This is a genomic window from Sinobacterium norvegicum (genome assembly GCF_923077115.1).
Lineage (GTDB): Bacteria > Pseudomonadota > Gammaproteobacteria > Pseudomonadales > Sinobacteriaceae > Sinobacterium > Sinobacterium norvegicum.
Genome location: NZ_CAKLPX010000001.1, coordinates 298178 through 316727 on the forward strand (window position 1 = coordinate 298178; position 18550 = coordinate 316727).

The window sequence follows — 18550 nt, forward strand, 5'->3', positions numbered from 1 at the left end:
TTTAGGCATATTGTGCCTGTGGTGGTGACTGGCTTTGTTGCGGCTTAATGCCATCGTGGATGGTATCTAAGATGTCGCCAATATTGTCCCAGTCAATTCGGTCCGAACCCTCAAGACCAAAGATATTGCGATCGCTGAGTTCTGAGATGGCGAGATAATGTATGGCAGAACCGAGTACGAGATAGAATGAACGTGCATCGATCTTGTTTTCTGCATCCTGCTCGAACGGGATCATGCTATATATTTCTAAACTTTGCTTAGCCCTCATCTCGGCCAAAATCTTAGTCAGCGCATTGGCTTCGACTAATTCCCAAGCTAACAACGCCAAGGTATGGGGTCGCTTACGCATCGCCAACAATGAGTTCTTGGTAACAGCCTTGCGCATTGCCAGTGGGTCAAGCTTGGAAAATTCCTGCTTTTCCATGCCCAGCATCTCTTCCAGCGGTGGCCAGCATTGCTCGGTTTCGGCATAGCACTTAAGAGCGCCTTCAAAGCCACCGAAATAGCGGTAGATTAATACCTTGTCGACGCCTGCCTCCTTGGCAATACGATTGATGCCCAGGCCGGCATAACCTTTACTGACTAATAATTGATGGATGGCGGTCAGAATACGTTGTTTGGTTAACGTCTTGTCCTTTATTTTGCTCATCGATAGTCTCTTCTTATCATTATTGATGGGGCAGTATTGCGTCTGTTTTTTTCAATATATCGGAGTCAGCAAGCATCGACTACCACAGCTGGTGACAAGATTTCCGACAGGGAAAGTGCTGTCTATTTTCTTTACAAATCGCTGTAATCACGATTGCAGTAAAAGGTCCTGGCTTTGGTTTAGATCTCTAACGAAATCGGCGTGCTCTAAAGCCAGAGCCTGTATTACTCTACAGGTATATTTGATTGCCAGTGGCGGCTCTAATTAAAGGCGGGATCAATCGAAGTTACTCGGTCATTAGAGATAGGAGTGAAACAAACTATTAATCCGTAGGTATTAAATTGTCGGAAGTTTTTACAGTTGGCTAGTGCCTGGATATGCCATCAGTGGTCACGCGCAAATATGACAAAACCGTTAGTCTGGCTACAACCGAGCTGTAAATAAACAACCCGGTATTGTTTGGTGATAGCATGTTGGCATTGAAAATCAGCGCAGGAAAATAATAATGACGATGCCAAAAGATATAAAAATTGTGGATTTGATGTTGAGTGTCCCCGGTGAGGATAACAGCCAGTGGTACGATTATATGAAGCCGTTGCTGCTGGATGAGCAGAGTCGACAGATGTTTAAAATGCCTGCGCAGTATATGTTTAAAGACATTCCGGAGGCCGGTGAACAAACAGACTATATTGCCTATACCATCAAAAAAATGGATAAGCACAACATTGAAATCGCGATGCTGGGTATCGATGACAATAACCTGGTGGCGCAAGAAGCGGTCAGGCGGTATCCCGATCGTTTTATTTGTTCCTACGAAGCCAATCCTAACTTCGGTATGGATGAGGTGCGCAAAATCCGGCGGTTAAAGCAGCAATATGATATTAAGGCGGTGACAGGCTTTCCCTCGGGACTGTGCCCACAGGTGCCACTGGATGATAAAAAGTGGTATCCAATCTATGCCTGCCTGGTTGACTTGGATATACCGTTTTGCCCCTGTGTCGGGGTGCCGGGGCCGCGTTTACCGATGGCACCGCAAAAAGTAGAGTTATTAGATGAGGTCTGTTGGTTCTTTCCCGAGTTAAAGGTGGTGATGCGCCATGGCGCCGAGCCATGGACAGAGCTTGCGTGGAAGTTGATGCTGAAATACCCCAATCTGTATTACATGACCAGCGCCTTTGCGCCTAAGTATTACCCCGAGGATATTGTCGAATACGCCAATACCCGTGGCAGCGACAAAATTATGTATGCCGGTTACTTCCCCATGGCACTGACGTTAGAGCGAATATTTGAAGAGATGCCGACGGTGCCTTTTAAAGACCATGTGTGGCCGAAGTTTCTGCGTGAGAATGCCGCCCGTGTGTTCAAGCTCGATTTAGAATCATCAGGAGAATAAGCATGCTATCGCTACAAGAGATGAGTGACCGGTTAGAGCTACAGGCCCTGGTTGTCGATTATGCCACGGCGATTGATGAGCAGGACTTCGATGCTCTCGATGAAATTTTTACCGAGGATGCTTCGATAGATTACACAGCGATGGGCGGCATTGCAGGCAATTTGACCGAGATTAAGCAATTTCTAACCCAGGCAATGCCATTTTTTACCGCCTTTCAGCATCTTAATGGCAACCACAAACTGGAGGTCACAGGGGATACCGCCACCGGTAAGGTGATGTGCTTAAACCCCATGGTCGTGCCGGTAGAGGAGGGGGAGCAGGTGATGTTTCTCGGCCTTTGGTATATCGATAAATATCGCCGTACCAAGGATGGCTGGCGGATCAGTGAACGCCGAGAAGAGAAGAGCTTTGCCCACAACACCCCAGCCTTTATGCTGCCGAAATAAATCGAGACAACGAGATGGATAAAATGAAGCAGTTTAACAACAAGATTGCCCTTGTCAGCGGAGCTGCCAGTGGAATTGGTTTGGCGGTGGCGAAGAAATTTGCTGAGCAGGGCGCTGACCTGTTTATCATCGACATTAATGCTGAGGCCCTGGCAAAAGCGGCGGCGGGATTGAATGACGCAGGTACCCGAGTTGAGTATCAGGTTGTCGATGTCAGCGATGGTTTGCAGTGTCAGCAGGTGATTGAGGACTGTATTGCCAGCCTCGGCGGCATTGATATTCTGTGTAATATCGCCGGTTACGCCAAAAGTGAAAACTTTACCATGTTGACGCAGCAGGATTGGCTGGCCATGGTGGGTGTTAATCTTAACAGTGTGTTTTTTCTCTGCCATGCAGCGATGCCCAGCTTGTTAGAGCGCGGCGGGAATATAGTGAACATGTCGTCAACAGCCGGCCTGGAGGGACAGGCATATAACAGCATGTACAGTGCCACAAAAGGTGCGGTTATCAGCTTAACCAAGTCTCTGGCGATGGAGTTTGCTGGCAAAGGCGTGCGGGTGAATGCGATTTGCCCCGGTGCGGTGAACACCCCCTTGGCCAGTAAGTTCACCTTTCCTGAGGGCGCCGATATGGCCTTGTTTGCTCGCATGTTTCCGCTGATGGATGCGGCTGAGGCAGAAGAGATCGCCGAGGCGGTGAGTTTTGTCGCCAGTGATAAGGCTCGTTATATGACCGGCGTGGCACTGCCCCTCGACGGCGGTTCCTCTGTCGGTTAACCGTCGCTGACTGTGACGGTGCGCCTTTATAGTTGTTGGCAACCGCTTTATAGTAGGGCCAACAAGCTAACACAGAGGTTGCTATGGACGCCTATTCACAATTAATTGCCACGCTGGCGCTGACCATGGGGGTTTCCTGGGCCAGCGGTATTAACTTATACGCAGCGCTGTTAGTGCTCGGCATTGGCGGTAGTACCGGTAATATCGACCTGCCGGCTGAGCTGAATGTATTACAAGACCCGATGGTGATTGCCGCGGCCGGGTTGATGTATTTTGTCGAATTTTTCGCCGACAAAACTCCTGGGGTCGATACGGTTTGGGACACTCTTCATACCTTTATTCGTATTCCCGCCGGAGCGATGCTGGCCGCCCATGCAGTCGGTGATGTCACCCCCGCTCTGGAGGTGACCGCGGGTATTCTCGGAGGGACTGTTGCCGCTGCGGCGCACGCGACAAAGGCGGGCACCCGGTTGTTGGTCAATACCTCCCCAGAACCCTTTTCTAACTGGGGGCTGTCGATATTAGAAGATTTTGCCGTTATTGGGGGTCTTTTTGCGGCGCTTTATCACCCGGGGCTGTTTCTTGTTCTGTTTATTATTTTTATCGTGTTACTGATTTGGCTGTTGCCGAAGCTTTGGCGGGCTATTCGTCTGTTACTGGGCAAGATAAAATCATGGTTTAGCGGTTCGACTTCCCCGCCAGCATCGGGTCCATCGCCATTCTCCTCACTGCAGCTGGCTGAAGCGTCTATCGATACCATGAGCGACCAGCAGTTGGCGGCAGAGCTCGATGATATCGAACGTCAATATCAACAAGGGCGTTTGACGAAAGAGCAATATATTGCGGCTAAACGACGACTATTAGGTTTATAACTTGATCAATGTGATCAACATATATAAAGGACAAAGCGTGCGAATAATTTCAGCAAATACCAATGGCATCAGGGCTGCGGCCAAGAAGGGTTTTTTCGAGTGGATGGTGGCGCAGGCCCCCGATGTGGTCTGTATACAGGAAACCAAGGCTCAGGAGGAGCAACTCGGTGACGCAGTGTTTAACCCTGAGGGCTTTCATCGCACGGTTTTTGACGCGCAAAAGAAAGGTTATAGCGGCACGGCGATTTACAGTAAACAGCCGCCGATATCGGTGCAGAAAGGTTTGGGTTGGTCGTTGTGTGACGACGAGGGGCGCTATATCTTGGCGGAATACAGCAATACCTATGTGGCCTCACTCTATTTACCCTCGGGCACTACTGGTACCGTCAGACAGGACGCTAAGTATGATTTTATGGACCAATTCTTGGCGCATATGCGCGAACTCAAGGCCAAGGGTAAAGAGGTTATCATCTGCGGCGATTGGAATATTGCCCATACGGTAAACGACATTAAAAACGCCACAGGCAACAAGAAGAACTCTGGCTTCCTGCCCGAGGAGCGGGCCTGGATGGATCGGTTGTTCGGTGAAGAGGGCTGGGTAGACGCCTTCCGCTGCCTGGAGCAAGAGCCCCATACCTATACCTTTTGGTCGAACCGTGGCCAGGCCTGGGCCAATAATACCGGCTGGCGTATCGACTACCAGGTGGTCACCCCAGGCTTGGCTGAGCGGGTCGGGGCCAGTGATGTTTATAAAGAGGTTCGGTTCAGTGATCATTCACCGCTGACCATCGATTATCAGGGTGAACTGTAGTTAATTTCCCCTTATTGATAACGTCGCTTAAAAACGGTATGTTACAGGGCTAAATTTGCCGATCGGCAGTGGTTTAATTGTAAAGGCTAGGATTTATGAGTTTTTTTATTGCTTCGGCTCACGCCCAAGATGCAGCGGCTCCCGCGGCAGGTTTTGACCCCATTCAGCTAGTATTTATGCTGGGTTTGTTCGTGGTTTTTTATTTTATTGCTATTCGTCCGCAGCGTAAGCGTCAGAAAGAGCATACCTCGATGATGAACGAGTTGGCCAAGGGTGATGAGGTCATGACAACGGGCGGTATGCTGGGCAAGGTTGTCAGCTTGGATGAGGGCTATGTGGTATTGAAGGTCAGCGACAACGTTGAACTTAAATTCCAAAAGGCGTCGGTTCACGCCGTATTGCCAAAGGGTACACTTAAAAAGATCTAACGCTTTTTAAGTTGAAGAAAACCTGTTGTTATAGGCTATTAATTAAGTCTGGCAACAGGTTTTTTTTGCCTGTCGAAAAGAGGTGAAGGTTTATGGATACGATAAATTATCCCGCGCGCTTGCCACTGGCTCAGGAGTCGACCCCGTTACAGTATTTAAAACACTGCTCAGAGCAGAGTGATGGCCCGCGAATTTGGGTTAAACGTGATGATTTAACCGGTTCGGTATTATCGGGTAATAAGGTGCGCAAGCTGTCCTTTAGCCTGGCCGAGGCATTGGCCCAGGGCTGTGACACGGTGATTACCTGCGGCGGTGTTCAGTCCAACCACTGCCGGGCGACGGCAATTGCCTGCGCCCAGTTAGGGCTGCGTTGTCACTTAATTCTGCGTGGCGAGGAGTCGGGGGTGGCTGATGGCAATGTGCTGCTCGGTCAACTGGCGGGCGCAAGTATCAGTTACTACCCCGCAAAAGTATATTTCTCGCAACTCGAGCAGCTGTTTGCCGACTGGCAGCATCACTATGCAGAGCAGGGTGGCAAGGCCTTTGCCATTCCCACCGGTGCCAGCGATGGTATCGGTATTTGGGGTTATATTCAGTGTGCCGAGGAACTGGCGTCCGATTTCGCCGCGCACCAGATTGAGCCGGGGCACATTCTCTGCGCCTCGGGCTCCGGCGGTACGCAGGCTGGGCTGACTGTCGGGGCAGAGTTGTTTAATCTCAACGCCCTAGTACACGGCGTTAATGTCTGTGATGATGCCGCTTGGTTTAATCGTAAGGTGGCCGATGATATCGCCGAATGGCTGAGCCACTATCCGCAGGCGTCGGCCTATCAAGGCCCGCCTCAAGTCAGCACCATTGATGGCTATGTTGGCCCCGGCTATGCCAAGGCCACATCGGCGGTGTATGCCACTATTCAATCGGCTGCACGGCTCGACGGTCTGATTCTCGACCCTGTTTACACCGGCAAAGCCTTTATGGGCATGTTGGCAGAGCGTAATCAGGGGCGATTTAACGACAGTGAGGATATTGTTTTTATTCATACTGGCGGTGTATTTGGTCTGTATCCGTATAAAGAACAGCTGTTTGACGACAAATAAGTACAACTCTCGACAAGACACAGGCAGGTTTTGGCGTTAAAATCCGCCGATTGTTCTGCCCGTGTTACCAAGAGGATGTTGATTGTGTTTAAACCAGAGCTGCTTTCCCCCGCCGGATCGTTAAAGAATATGCGCTATGCCTATGGCTATGGTGCCGATGCGGTCTACGCCGGTCAGCCACGTTACAGCCTGCGGGTGCGCAACAACGAATTTAACCTCGCTAATTTAGAGGTGGGCATTAACGAGGCCCATGCGCAAAACAAACAGTTTTACGTGGTCAGCAATATCGCACCGCATAATGCCAAGCTGAAGACCTTTCTCAAAGATATTGAGCCGGTGATTGAATTACAGCCAGATGCCTTAATCATGTCAGACCCTGGCTTGATTATGATGGTGCGAGAGAAGTGGCCGGAGGTAAATATCCACCTGTCGGTACAGGCCAATGCGGTCAACTGGGCCAGTGTGAAGTTCTGGCAGCAGATGGGGCTGACCCGTACCATCTTATCCCGTGAGCTATCCCTCGATGAAATTGGCCAGATGCGCCAAGAAGTGCCAGAAATGGAACTCGAAGTGTTTGTTCACGGTGCCTTGTGCATGGCTTATTCGGGTCGCTGCCTGCTATCGGGTTATATGAATAAGCGCGACCCTAACCAGGGCAGCTGTACCAATGCCTGTCGCTGGAAATACGACGCCCATGAGGCGGTAGAAACCGCCAGTGGTAATGTTATTCCTGCCACCGCCGTTGATACCTGGACGCCGGAGCAGGGTATTGAGCCGACTCTCGGTGAGGGTGGGCCGACCGATCAGATGTATTTATTGCAGGAGTCGGGTCGCCCCAACGATTATATGCCGGCCTTCGAAGATGAACACGGCACCTACATTATGAACTCCAAAGATCTTCGTGCACTGCATCATGTGCCCAGGCTGACCGAAATGGGTGTGCACTCGCTGAAAATAGAGGGTCGTACCAAGTCGCATTACTATGTGGCGAGAACGGCACAAGCCTACCGCAAGGCCATCGACGACGCGGTTGCAGGCAAGGACTTCGATAAGTCGGGCATGGACGTGCTCGAGGGCTTGGCCAACCGAGGTTATACCGAGGGGTTTTATCGTCGCCATGTACACGATGAGTATCAAAATTATGACCGGGGCAATTCGTTGCCCACCTCCCAGCAGTTTGTCGGTGAGGTGATTGATCAGGACGACCAGCGCAATACCCTGACTATCGAAGTTAAAAATCGCTTTGAGGTCGGTGACAGTGTTGAACTGATGACCTCGACCGGTAATGTGCGCTATCAGCTCGACAGCATTGAGAACAAGAAAGGCGAGTCGATCGACGTTGCCCCGGGCAGTGGTCACTTTGTCACCATACCCAAGCCTGTGGAAGGTGATGTTAAGTTGGGTCTGCTGGTCAGGGATTTGTAAGCGGACTAACAAGATAGTTTTTCTATATTTATCAATAAAAAAGCGACGTTTAAGTCGCTTTTTTTTGATCTGTATTAAGTGAATCCGCAGGCGGTAAAAAAATGTGCTCAATTATTTAAAAGTTACTTTCTCGCGTCTAATGTTTACGTCACTATATCGCCAGTGAGGTCGAGTTATCGGCCTTAAGACTATAAAAAATGGTAGTTTTCAGTTTTAGCGTTACCCTTAATAACACTAATAATGAAGCTTAACAGTCGAGGTTGTTATGGAAATGATTGAATCATTAGTCGGAACGATTAATGGCATAGTATGGGGAGTGCCCATGCTGGCACTGATTCTGGGTGTCGGCTTATTCTTGTCCTTCGGCATTCGCTTTATGACGCTGACCAAATTGGGCATGGGTTTTAAGCTGTTATTTGGTGGTCGCAAAGGCGACGATAAAGAGGGGGAAATCAGCCCTTTTAACGCCTTGATGACCTCGCTTTCGGCGACCATCGGTACCGGTAATATTGCTGGTGTGGCAACGGCTATCGCTCTCGGTGGCCCCGGTGCGTTATTTTGGATGTGGTGTACCGCCTTGGTCGGTATGGCAACCAAGTACGCAGAGGCAGTCTGTGCCGTTAACTTTCGTGAGGTCGACGAGCAGGGCAACTATCGCGGCGGCCCGATGTATTATATCAAAAATGGCCTAGGCAGCAAATGGGCCTGGTTGGCGACGGCCTTTGCCATCTTCGGCATGTTGGCCGGCTTCGGTATCGGAAACTCGGTACAGTCGAATTCTGTAGCGTCTGCATTAACCGCCAACTTTGGTGTCGATCCCTGGGTTACCGGTATCATATTAATGGTGTTGACGGCGGCGGTTATTCTCGGTGGTGTTAAGCGTATTGCCAATGTCGCCGGTGTCTTGGTGCCCTTTATGGCGGTGGCTTATCTGGCGCTGGGTATCTTTGTCCTTGTGTTGAATATTGATCAAATCCCCAGCGCTTTCGCATTAATCTTAAACTCTGCCTTTACTGGTCATGCCGCCGAGGGTGGTTTTGCCGGTGCTGCGGTGTGGATGGCGATTCGTTTCGGTGTGGCGCGCGGTGTGTTCTCTAATGAGGCCGGCCTGGGTAGCGCCCCTATTGCCCATGCGGCGGCACAGACCAACAGCCCTGTTCGTCAGGGTATGATTGCCATGTTGGGCACGTTTATCGATACCATTATCGTCTGTTCGATTACCGGCTTGGCCATTATTGTTACCGGCGTCTGGACCAGCGGTGAGACCGGTGCTGCGCTGTCATCGATGGCCTTCCAGTCGACCATGCCGATCGGCGGTGTGGTGATTGCGGTGGCCTTGAGTGTCTTCGCCTTTACCACAATCTTGGGCTGGTCGTTCTACTGTGAGCGCTGTGTGCAATATCTGTTCGGCAATAAGGCGGTCAAGCCGTTTCGTGTGCTGTGGGTGTTGGTGGTGCCGTTAGGCGCTGTGGCTAATCTTGAGTTTGTCTGGTTACTGGCCGATACGCTCAATGGCTTGATGGCCGTACCTAACTTAATTGCACTGGCGCTGTTAAGCCCGGTGGTCTTTAAGTTGACCAAAGAGTACTGGGCCAAGCAGCAGGCTGCTGAGTCTGCCTAGCTGTAATTGTTAGAAAAAAAGGCCGCGCTATTGTTACGATAGCGCGGTTTTTTTTTGTTTGTCGTGACGCATAATCTAGCTCGCCGCTATTCCTTATCGAGAGAGGATATCAGTGGCTGTCGGAACAATGGTCTCGCTATCCTGACAAGGTACGAGGTTATGTTGCTCTGTGCCAGCGACAGGTGAAGGGAGTGATGTGCAGTAACAGGCGCTGAGGCCGTATATTGCGGGCACAAAAAAGCCGAGGGGTTAACCTCGGCCTAAAGGGGTAAATCTAATTTACTATCGCTTAGTAGCGGTATGTCACATCCATGCCGAAGCTACGCGGATCACCGAAGATAACTGCGTTACCACCGCCACCAACTGCGGGGTCACCGAAGTTGATGCCGTGAACGTAGTATTCTTCGTTGGTTAAGTTCTTACCCCAGGCGGCCACCTGAAGTTCTCCTTCGCTGATGCCAGCAATTTCCGACAGTATGACGCGGCCATTAACTAGAGCGTAAGAACCCTGTGTCAAACCACTCGTGGTCGGTGCGGCAATGTTAGCGTTGAAGTAGGTTTCATCCTGCCAGCTAACATCAGCGAAGGCGCGAAGCTGACCGATACCAAGATCGGCGATATAGTAATCGGCACTAGCACTGGCGGTGTGTTTCGGGTTGGTTGTCATACCAGCGGTGCTGGAAATATCGACGCCGTTAACAATATATTCCTTGTAGTCGATATCGGTAAAGCCGTAGGTAGCGTTAACTGTCAAATCTTGAGTGACAGCTGCACTAAGCTCGATTTCACCACCGTAGAGAACGGCTTCGCCGGCGTTGGTGATAACACCTCCCATGACACCGATAGCGGCATTGTACTCACTGTTGACAACCTGCATATTGGTGTAGTCGTTATAGAAGATGGCGGCGTTCATGCGAATACGTCTGTCCATCCAGTCAGACTTCATACCCAACTCATAGGATGTCATTTCTTCCGGCTCAAATGAGGTCTGGAATTCTTCGACAGTCGATGAGCGAGTATTAAAACCACCGCTGCGGAAACCTTGAGCGATCTTGGCATAGGTGTTCAGCGTATCAGTCCAAGCGTAATCAACAGTGATAGTTGGTGTGGTCTTGGTGAAGGTTTCGGTCGCATTGGTCATTGGCATGATGGCATCTTGGATAAAGACATTGTCCATGTCGATGCCGAGATACTGGTCTTTCTCATCACGGGTATAGCGTAACCCCAATGTTACACGCATGCGGTCTTCAAGAAAATCCGGTGTGTAGGTTGCCTGACCATAGGCTGCATAAGAGGTGTTATCCATGCCATACAACGATGTTGTGCTGCTCCATGATGGCGACGGGTAGCCAATATTCGCACTGATGTCGCGGGTTTGTGGGTTCCAAACATCGCCCTGTTCATTGAAATAGTACAGGCCTACGGCATAATCTAGACGATCATCCATAGTGGTACCGACAGCCTGTAGTTCTTGGCTGAGTTGTTTAACATCGGTAGTCGAATCGGAGTAGAAAGTACCGTCACTTGAGTAATCTCCACCCTCGGCCTGGCTCTGTTCGCGGTAGCCGGTGATGGCCTTGAAGGTAACATCGCCAAGAATACCCATATCATAGAAATCGCTGGCGATATCCATAGAGTAGCCATTGACTTTAAGCGTGCTTTCTTTGGTGTGGAAACCTGTTACTTCATCGGGACGTTCAATTTTCTTGTCGCCATTGGTATCAAAAATTAACGGGTTACCGATGTTTTTACGATCGTTGTAGTCGGCGCTGAAATTAACACGGGTGTCGTCGGTCAATTCCCACAATAGTGCGGCACGAACAGCCTGTGAATCGAGGTTGTCGAATTCGCTGACGTTAGATTCTGGCGTGCCATCCATATAGCCATCGCGCGTCTGGTAGTTATAGGAAACTTTAGCGCTAAGCTTGCCTAAACCTTCACCAGTCTCGCCAACAGAGGGCAGGTCGACACTGGTGCGTGATTCAAATAAACCGTAGTCACCGGCAGTAAAGGTCTGCTTAAGGCCGAATTCGCCCGTCGGTTTGGCCGTTACAAAGTTAACCGCACCACCGATGGTGTTCTTACCGTATAGGGTGCCCTGTGGACCACGTAATACTTCGACACGCTCTAAGTCGACAATGTCGAAGGCGGCGCCGGCTGAACGGCCGATGAAGACGCCGTCAAGGTACATACCAACGGTTAAATCACGGGTAATTGCAGGATCAACCTCAGAAACACCACGGATGTTTAATAGAACATTACCACCGCTACCACCGCCAGATTTACTGAAGCGCACGTTAGGCGTCGTGTTAGAGATGTCTTGAACTTCTTTGATATCGTAGTTTTCGAGATCAGATTCGGTGAAAGCAGAAATCGAAATCGGTGTATCTTGTAGTGACTCGGCACGTTTCTGCGCGGTGACGACTACTTCTTCAAGAGTAATGGACTCTGCCTGAGCAAAGCTGCTGGTGCCGATCAGTGTTGCAGTTGCTAACTTGATCGCTGTCGCCAATTGGCTTCTATTGTTTTTCATCTGTCGTGCTCCCCATCCGGCTCTTTATGAGCGGGTAATTATAATTTTACGGGGTCAGACTAATTGAGATAATACCGTTGTCATATAGCTGTAACTATCGCTCGCTATTGGCGATATCTATCACTAGTGACTTAGTGGTGAGCGAGAATGACATGTGTCACGGTACTGAGCAGGGCTAACCCCTGACCACTTCTTGAATGCACGGTGAAAGGTGCTGACATCGGAGTAATTTAATTGACTGGCAATTTCTTTAATCGCGGTATTACCACCTTGTAACATTGTGATGGCGGCGTCATATCGGCACTGATCTTTGATGTTTTGATAGCTTGTATTTTCTTTTTGCAGGCGACGGTGGAGAGTGGCGACGGCAATATTGCATCGTTTTGCAACGGTTTCGGCGTCGGGCATGGCACGGCTCAGATCACTACCAATCAGTGATTTAATTTGTTCCGCCAGTGTTTTTGGCTGTTCTTCGATCAACATCAGCTCGAGGGGGAATTTGCTTAACAGTGTGTCTGTGGTCTGCTGATTTTGTACGATCTCATGTTTTAGAAAACGTTTTTCAAATTCTATGCTGCAATAATCTTGGTCAAATAATAATGTGCCGTTAAACATTTTATTGAGCTCGGCATGTTGCTTATCGCTGGCGCTGAGGTTGACACGTGCTTGTTGTAGCGGGATGTATTCGCCAATTAACCAGCAGCACAATCGGTGCCATATCCATAGGCTGATAGAAATGCCGCGAGTGCCTGGCAGCCAATTGAGTCGGTCCATCGAGAACATCTCTGGCGACCACACGTTTTCCTTCAGCAAATCATCGCTGTACGTAATGCGCAAAATAGCAGTGTTATTCGATAGGATTAATTTGGCAGCACTGCCTTCGGGGCCTAATCGACGAAAGAAGGCAGTGAAATTATTGAGCGCCTCCTTCAGTGTTGTTGCTTGAACCATCGACATGAGTAGCAACCGATAATTACTGACCCTGGACAAATCGTCTGCATCTTCCCCGTGTAAGTAATGCTGCAGCCGTTTCACGATGCCGATAAAAATATCGCAATAGATTTCTGCGCTGACAGTTTCTTCACTATCAAGCATGGCAAAGCTGCAATTGGCGTCTGCTAACACGGTTGCTTTCTCAGTGTCGTCGGGTAACAGACGAAGAAGAGAGACGGCATATCTGCTGGGTACAATGCTCGGCAAGGGAGCCTCCGGTGCAAAAAATCTATGCTTTATTAAGACTGTCTATTTTATTCACTTTTGCGCTGCGATTAAACCAATATGCGTTCAATGATTGATCTATATAGTGAAAAATAGTGTTTCTATATCAGTCCATAGAGAAGGTTAATTAATTGTTTTTAATTAGGAACTATGTAGTTTCTGTGTCCTTGTTATCGTTCAATTATTGTTTTATTGGTTAGTCAAAGACGCCGTCATGATGGTGTCTTTGCTGTCGATAAAAACACGGAGTGCGAACAGGTCCTGTTTTTATAGCTTTAGTTACAAAAAAACCTGTGTTTAATTGCCTTTATTACGAAATATGGTCTATTTTTTGTTGTGTTGATTCATTAAGTTATTAAAGTGACGTATTTTCAGTCGATATAATTATATAAACCGCCCGTTGGAGAGTTTATGAAACTGCAGCAACTTCGTTATATTTGGGAGGTCGCCCACCATGACCTCAATGTGTCCGCAACTGCGCAGAGCCTTTATACTTCCCAGCCCGGAATCAGCAAACAAATCAGACTGTTAGAAGACGAGCTTGGGGTTGAGGTTTTTGCTCGTAGTGGCAAACATTTAACCCGTGTGACACCTGCAGGGGAGACTATTCTAAAAACTGCCGGCGAAATACTGCGAAAAGTTGAGAGTATTAAACAGGTGGCCCAGGAGTTCAGTAACGAACAGAAAGGCAGTTTGTCAGTTGCGACGACCCATACTCAAGCGCGTTATGTCTTACCCAATACCATTGCTGGCTTTATCGATAAATTCCCCGATGTGTCGCTGCATATGCATCAGGGCACACCAATGCAAATTGCTGAGTTGGCGGCCGATGGCACTGTTGACTTTGCCATTGCAACTGAGGCGTTAGAATTATTTGCTGACCTGGTGATGATGCCCTGCTACCGCTGGAACCGTTGTGTTTTAGTGCCCAAGGATCACCCACTGGCGAAAATTGAAAAAATCAGTTTAGAAGATATAGCTGCGCATCCCATTGTTACCTACGTTTTCGGCTTTACCGGACGATCAAAGCTTGATGAGGCCTTTCTTGACAAGGGGTTGTCACCAAAGGTGGTGTTTACCGCTGCCGATGCCGATGTGATCAAAACCTATGTACGCCTTGGTCTCGGTATTGGTATTGTCGCCACCATGGCCTTTGATGAGGTGCAGGATGATGACCTGGTGGCGCTGGATGCCAGTCATTTATTTACTCCCAGTGTGACGAAAATTGGTTTTCGCCGCGGTACTTTTTTACGAGGGTTTATGTACGAGTTTATTGAGCGATTTGCTCCGCATCTCGGACGTGAATTAGTCGAAGAGGCGTATCAATGTCACACCAAGCAAGAGCTTGATGAGTTGTTTAAGGATATCGAGCTGCCGGTATTTTAATATAAGCACCATAAAAACTATGGCTACGAGCAATCCAAGCGTATAATTATCGCTTATGACAACGGCAGGATGATATCCTGCCGTTTTTGGTTGTCTGCACTTTTTTCTATAGGTTTTTCCCCGTGACTGAATCATTTAAAACACTGCCTCTTCCCCCGTCGATGATCGAGACGTTAGACAACCTTGGTTATCACTCTATGACAGAGATTCAGTCAAAGAGCTTGCCGTTTGTATTGCAGGGTCGAGATGTTGTCGCCAAGGCAAAAACAGGCAGCGGTAAAACGGCTGCCTTTGCCCTGGGTATGCTGGAGCGTATTCAGGCCTCTAGCTTTGCCGTTCAGGGGTTAGTGTTGTGTCCAACTCGTGAGCTGTGTACACAGGTGGCGACCGAGATTCGCAAGCTGGCGCGGTACAAAGGCAACATCAAGGTGTTGCTACTTTGTGGCGGTCAGTCTATTGGCCCGCAAATAGGTTCGTTAGAGCACGGTGCACATATTGTGGTGGGAACGCCAGGCCGGATTCAAGACCATTTGCGTAAACAGACGTTAACACTGAGTAAGGTGGCAACGGTTGTGCTCGATGAGGCCGATAGAATGTTGGATATGGGGTTTAGCGATGCTGTTCAGCAAATTGTCAATCAAACCCCTTCAACGCGACAGACTTTGCTGTTCTCTGCCACGTACCCCAGCGGTATCGAAAAGCTGACAAAAAGCATTATGAAAGACCCTGAGGTCATCAGTGTTGAAGCCGTACACAGCGAGAGTAATATTGAACAATTGTTTGTTCAGGCCAGCCGTAACAAAAAGGATGATTTACTACTCAAGCTCTTTCAGCACTATCAGCCGGCTTCTACTGTTGTTTTTTGTAACACCAAACAACAATGCAAAGAGGTATGCCGGATGATAAAAGAGCATGGCGGCAGTGCCGATGCCTTACACGGTGACTTGGAACAACGCGATCGTGACAAGGTGTTGGTGCGGTTTTCACAGTCGAGCTGCTCGGTATTAGTGGCGACAGATGTGGCCGCCCGTGGAATTGATATTGCCGATTTAGCCATGGTGGTCAACTACGATGTGCCGCGAGACCCTGAGATTTATATTCACCGTGTCGGTCGCACCGGCCGCGCTGGTAAGTCTGGCTTGGCTTTAAGTATCTACAGCGAAAGTGAGACTTATAAAGTCGAACTCATCGAGGACTACCGTAAGCAGCCGACTGTTTATTTAGACCCTGATACCTTAAACGGCGACAAGCCGCTGCCGTTACCTGAATGGGTCAGTATTGAGGTCGCCGGTGGACGAAAAGATAAGATTCGCCCGGGTGATTTGCTGGGTGCGCTAACGGCCAATCAGCTGTTAACCGGCAAGGCCGTTGGTAATATTACCATCTTCGATCGTGTCAGTTACGTGGCGGTGGCTGAAGCCGATGCTAAGTTGGCGTTAAAGCAATTGACGGCGGGTAAGGTAAAGGGGCGCAAGGTCTTGGCTAGAATTGCCAAGTAATCACCCCGCGGGTAAGTAGTTTGTTGCTATTGAATTTCTAACAAGGTAGATTTGGCGCAACATAATTAGCTATAACAATTGTTGGGAGTTTGCCGTGGAAATCGCATGTTTAGACCTTGAAGGTGTTTTGGTCCCTGAGATCTGGATTAAGTTTGCTGAAAAGACAGGTATTGAGGAGTTGAAGGCGACGACTCGTGATATTCCTGATTATGATGTGTTGATGAAGCAGCGCCTCGATATATTGGCGAAACACGGTCTGGGCTTAAACGAAATTCAAGAAGTTATTGCCACGCTTGCACCGTTAGAGGGCGCACGCGAGTTTATCGACTGGTTGCGAGAGCGTTTCCAGGTAGTGATTCTATCGGATACATTCTATGAGTTTTCTCAGCCCTTAATGGCACAGCTTGGTTTCCCGACATTGTTGTGTCATCGGCTAGAAACTGACGAATCAGGTAAGGTGGTTAACTATCACTTGCGTCAAAAAGACCCCAAACGTCAGTCCGTTATAGCTTTTCACAGCCTATATTATCGTGTTATTGCCGCTGGCGATTCTTACAATGACACCACGATGTTGGCAGAGGCTGATGCGGGTATTCTGTTCCACTCGCCGCAGAACGTGATCGATGAATTCCCACAGTTTCCGGCTGTGCAGACCTTCGAGGATTTAAAGAAAGAGTTTATTAAGGCCAGTAACCGCGACTTGGCTTTATAATATTCGCCTAGGCGAGAGAGAAAACCCGCTGATAGCGGGTTTTTTTATGTCTTATTGTTGCGGATTTACAAATTTTCTAGGGTGGTCATTAACAACTGCACCTTGGTCAGTGACTCTTGGTACTCCTCGTCGAGATCGGAGTCCATGACGATGCCGCCGCCGCCCCAGCAGTGAATGTGTTGGCCGTCGGCCACCATGGTTCTGATAGCAATATTGCTGTCGGCGTATCCGTTAAAGCTAACATAACCGATTGAGCCACAGTAGGCTGAGCGACCAATCTGTTCCAGCTCTGCGATGATTTCCATTGAACGTTTTTTCGGGGCGCCAGTGATGGAGCCGCCAGGAAATGCACGACTGAGTAGTTCGATTTGACTGCAGTCTTCGGCTAGCTCAGCGGTGATGGTGCTGACCAGGTGATGAACGTTGGCAAAACTTTCGACCTCAAACAGTTTGGGAACGCGGACGGATCCATGCTTGGCACTCTTGCTGATGTCGTTGCGAAGCAGGTCGACAATCATCAAGTTCTCAGCTCGATCTTTGCCGGATTGTTGTAACTCTTTTACCAGTTGTTGATCTTCGCTGCTGCTGTGGCCTCGTCGACGCGTGCCTTTAATCGGCTTGGTTTCGATCTTACCGTTTTCGACCTGAATAAAGCGTTCGGGTGACAGGCTCAAGATTTGGTGGTCACCGGTATTGAAGTAAGCAGAATAAGGTGAGGGCAGTGCCGACTTGAGTGCCTTATATGCCTGCCAGCTATTGCCTTGGTAGCCCGCCTGAAAGTGCTGGCTAAAATTGACCTGATAACAATCGCCTGCGACGATGTAGCGCTTTATTTGCTCGAACCTGTGCTGGTACTGTTGCCTGCTCATCGATGGCGAAAAAGCCTCGGTGATAGTAAACGATGACAGCGGTGTTGCCCGTTGTTGATAATAGGTTTGTTTATATTGTTCGAGCTGTTCGCGTCCCTGGTCAGAAACACTGATTAGGGTGGTGGTTTTTTGGTGATGGTCGTTGCAGATGCACCAGTGATAAATGCCGGCATTGAGCATGGCAAGGTCGTCGGCACTGGCGTTGCTATCGATGCCCAGCATCTTGGCACCGAGTTCATAGCTGCTTTGAAAAATTAGCCCACCGATAAAATTAAACGAGCTGTTTTTATTCGTCGTTTTGAATACGTTGAGCAGTGGTTTAATACGGGCGATGGCCTGTTCTAATGTAGCAGCCGATGAAGAGTTGTTAATCTTCAGTGTATGGCCATCGTAACGAATGCGTTGTTGCGGGAAGGCCGTTATTATATCAGTCGCCCCGTGTGCAGAGTGGTAGTTACCACTGTCGAGAAAGACTGCGCCAGGCTGTTGGTGGATGGGCTCAAACAGCAAATTGCTATCGGCTTGGTACTCGATGGCCTCGCTGTAGAGGTTGATGCTGATAGTCACTGGCTGTCGCTCATTGTTAACGCAGGGGAGGGGATGCAGTGGTTTGCCCCCAATCGGCGTGGATTTTAACGCTTTGAATGGGTTCAATACTAGCCTCAATGAGCTTAATTGTCTGTATCGATGAGCGTTTAATACATTGACATTGCGTACTTAAAATCATATTTTAATGCTGATTTTTATGGCAACAGGGCTAAAACGCAGCAGTATGCGTAGCAAAACAGTCAATAATAATGATAAATTTAGCTAAT

At 49.0% G+C, this 18550-nt stretch carries 16 protein-coding genes; 12 read left to right on the top strand and 4 right to left on the bottom strand.

Going from position 1 to position 18550, the window contains the following annotated elements:
• Position 1: 1 nt before the first annotated feature.
• Positions 2–649, bottom strand: coding sequence for a TetR/AcrR family transcriptional regulator (locus L9P87_RS01390; protein ID WP_237442879.1), 648 nt, complete (start codon positions 647–649; stop codon positions 2–4).
• Between the two features lie 505 nt (positions 650–1154).
• Between L9P87_RS01390 and L9P87_RS01395 the strand changes: the two genes are divergently transcribed.
• From L9P87_RS01395 to L9P87_RS01435, 9 genes are all read left to right on the top strand, one after another.
• Positions 1155–2042 carry an amidohydrolase family protein gene (locus L9P87_RS01395; protein WP_237442880.1) on the top strand — a complete coding sequence of 296 codons (888 nt, stop codon included), beginning with the start codon at positions 1155–1157 and terminating at the stop codon, positions 2040–2042.
• Positions 2043–2044: 2 nt separating this feature from the next.
• Positions 2045–2488, top strand: coding sequence for a nuclear transport factor 2 family protein (locus L9P87_RS01400; protein WP_237442881.1), 444 nt, complete (start codon positions 2045–2047; stop codon positions 2486–2488).
• Between the two features lie 14 nt (positions 2489–2502).
• Positions 2503–3264 carry an SDR family NAD(P)-dependent oxidoreductase gene (locus tag L9P87_RS01405; protein ID WP_237442882.1) on the top strand — a complete coding sequence of 254 codons (762 nt, stop codon included), beginning with the start codon at positions 2503–2505 and terminating at the stop codon, positions 3262–3264.
• An 83-nt stretch (positions 3265–3347) separates the two neighbouring features.
• Complete coding sequence (locus tag L9P87_RS01410) at positions 3348–4136, top strand: DUF4126 domain-containing protein (protein ID WP_237442883.1); 789 nt, start codon at positions 3348–3350, stop codon at positions 4134–4136.
• Between the two features lie 37 nt (positions 4137–4173).
• Positions 4174–4947, top strand: a complete 774-nt coding sequence (locus L9P87_RS01415; protein ID WP_237442884.1) for an exodeoxyribonuclease III — start codon at positions 4174–4176, stop codon at positions 4945–4947.
• Between the two features lie 95 nt (positions 4948–5042).
• Positions 5043–5375, top strand: a complete 333-nt coding sequence (gene yajC, locus L9P87_RS01420) for a preprotein translocase subunit YajC (RefSeq protein WP_237442885.1) — start codon at positions 5043–5045, stop codon at positions 5373–5375.
• Between the two features lie 92 nt (positions 5376–5467).
• A complete protein-coding gene (locus L9P87_RS01425) occupies positions 5468–6472 on the top strand; it encodes a 1-aminocyclopropane-1-carboxylate deaminase/D-cysteine desulfhydrase (RefSeq protein WP_237442886.1) in 1005 nt (334 codons plus the stop codon).
• A 129-nt stretch (positions 6473–6601) separates the two neighbouring features.
• A complete protein-coding gene (trhP, locus tag L9P87_RS01430) occupies positions 6602–7897 on the top strand; it encodes a prephenate-dependent tRNA uridine(34) hydroxylase TrhP (protein WP_435531791.1) in 1296 nt (431 codons plus the stop codon).
• 265 nt (positions 7898–8162) lie between these two features.
• Positions 8163–9518 carry an alanine/glycine:cation symporter family protein gene (locus L9P87_RS01435; RefSeq protein WP_435531782.1) on the top strand — a complete coding sequence of 452 codons (1356 nt, stop codon included), beginning with the start codon at positions 8163–8165 and terminating at the stop codon, positions 9516–9518.
• Between the two features lie 289 nt (positions 9519–9807).
• Here L9P87_RS01435 and L9P87_RS01440 read toward each other — a convergent pair whose 3' ends face one another.
• Together L9P87_RS01440 and L9P87_RS01445 are read right to left on the bottom strand one after the other, a co-directional pair.
• Entirely contained in the window at positions 9808–12051 is a 2244-nt protein-coding gene (locus L9P87_RS01440) for a TonB-dependent receptor (protein ID WP_237442888.1), read from the bottom strand.
• 123 nt (positions 12052–12174) lie between these two features.
• On the bottom strand, positions 12175–13251 hold the full coding sequence (locus L9P87_RS01445; RefSeq protein ID WP_237442889.1) for an AraC family transcriptional regulator: 1077 nt from the start codon (positions 13249–13251) through the stop codon (positions 12175–12177).
• 429 nt (positions 13252–13680) lie between these two features.
• On the opposite strand from L9P87_RS01445, the gene cysB reads away from it, so the two are divergent.
• The 3 genes from cysB to thrH all read left to right on the top strand — a co-directional run bounded on the left by cysB (position 13681) and on the right by thrH (position 16866).
• The gene (gene cysB / locus L9P87_RS01450) at positions 13681–14655 is read left to right on the top strand and encodes an HTH-type transcriptional regulator CysB (protein WP_237442890.1); all 975 of its coding nucleotides are present in this window, start codon (positions 13681–13683) and stop codon (positions 14653–14655) included.
• A gap of 122 nt (positions 14656–14777) precedes the next feature.
• Positions 14778–16154 carry an ATP-dependent RNA helicase DbpA gene (dbpA, locus tag L9P87_RS01455; protein ID WP_290368474.1) on the top strand — a complete coding sequence of 459 codons (1377 nt, stop codon included), beginning with the start codon at positions 14778–14780 and terminating at the stop codon, positions 16152–16154.
• 94 nt (positions 16155–16248) lie between these two features.
• On the top strand, positions 16249–16866 hold the full coding sequence (thrH, locus tag L9P87_RS01460) for a bifunctional phosphoserine phosphatase/homoserine phosphotransferase ThrH (RefSeq protein ID WP_237442891.1): 618 nt from the start codon (positions 16249–16251) through the stop codon (positions 16864–16866).
• Positions 16867–16931: 65 nt separating this feature from the next.
• On the opposite strand, the gene pabB is transcribed toward thrH, so the two are convergent.
• Positions 16932–18389, bottom strand: coding sequence for an aminodeoxychorismate synthase component I (pabB, locus tag L9P87_RS01465; RefSeq protein ID WP_237442892.1), 1458 nt, complete (start codon positions 18387–18389; stop codon positions 16932–16934).
• Positions 18390–18550: the final 161 nt, after the last annotated feature.

What these genes read in the sequence shown, in the direction of transcription:
- L9P87_RS01390 (WP_237442879.1), bottom strand. Translation starts at nt 649, where the DNA reads ATGAGCAAAATAAAGGACAAGACGTTAACCAAACAACGTATTCTGACC.
- L9P87_RS01395 (WP_237442880.1), top strand. Translation starts at nt 1,155, where the DNA reads ATGACGATGCCAAAAGATATAAAAATTGTGGATTTGATGTTGAGTGTC.
- L9P87_RS01400 (WP_237442881.1), top strand. Translation starts at nt 2,045, where the DNA reads ATGCTATCGCTACAAGAGATGAGTGACCGGTTAGAGCTACAGGCCCTG.
- L9P87_RS01405 (WP_237442882.1), top strand. Translation starts at nt 2,503, where the DNA reads ATGGATAAAATGAAGCAGTTTAACAACAAGATTGCCCTTGTCAGCGGA.
- L9P87_RS01410 (WP_237442883.1), top strand. Translation starts at nt 3,348, where the DNA reads ATGGACGCCTATTCACAATTAATTGCCACGCTGGCGCTGACCATGGGG.
- yajC (WP_237442885.1), top strand. Translation starts at nt 5,043, where the DNA reads ATGAGTTTTTTTATTGCTTCGGCTCACGCCCAAGATGCAGCGGCTCCC.
- L9P87_RS01425 (WP_237442886.1), top strand. Translation starts at nt 5,468, where the DNA reads ATGGATACGATAAATTATCCCGCGCGCTTGCCACTGGCTCAGGAGTCG.
- trhP (WP_435531791.1), top strand. Translation starts at nt 6,602, where the DNA reads ATGCGCTATGCCTATGGCTATGGTGCCGATGCGGTCTACGCCGGTCAG.
- L9P87_RS01435 (WP_435531782.1), top strand. Translation starts at nt 8,163, where the DNA reads ATGGAAATGATTGAATCATTAGTCGGAACGATTAATGGCATAGTATGG.
- L9P87_RS01440 (WP_237442888.1), bottom strand. Translation starts at nt 12,051, where the DNA reads ATGAAAAACAATAGAAGCCAATTGGCGACAGCGATCAAGTTAGCAACT.
- cysB (WP_237442890.1), top strand. Translation starts at nt 13,681, where the DNA reads ATGAAACTGCAGCAACTTCGTTATATTTGGGAGGTCGCCCACCATGAC.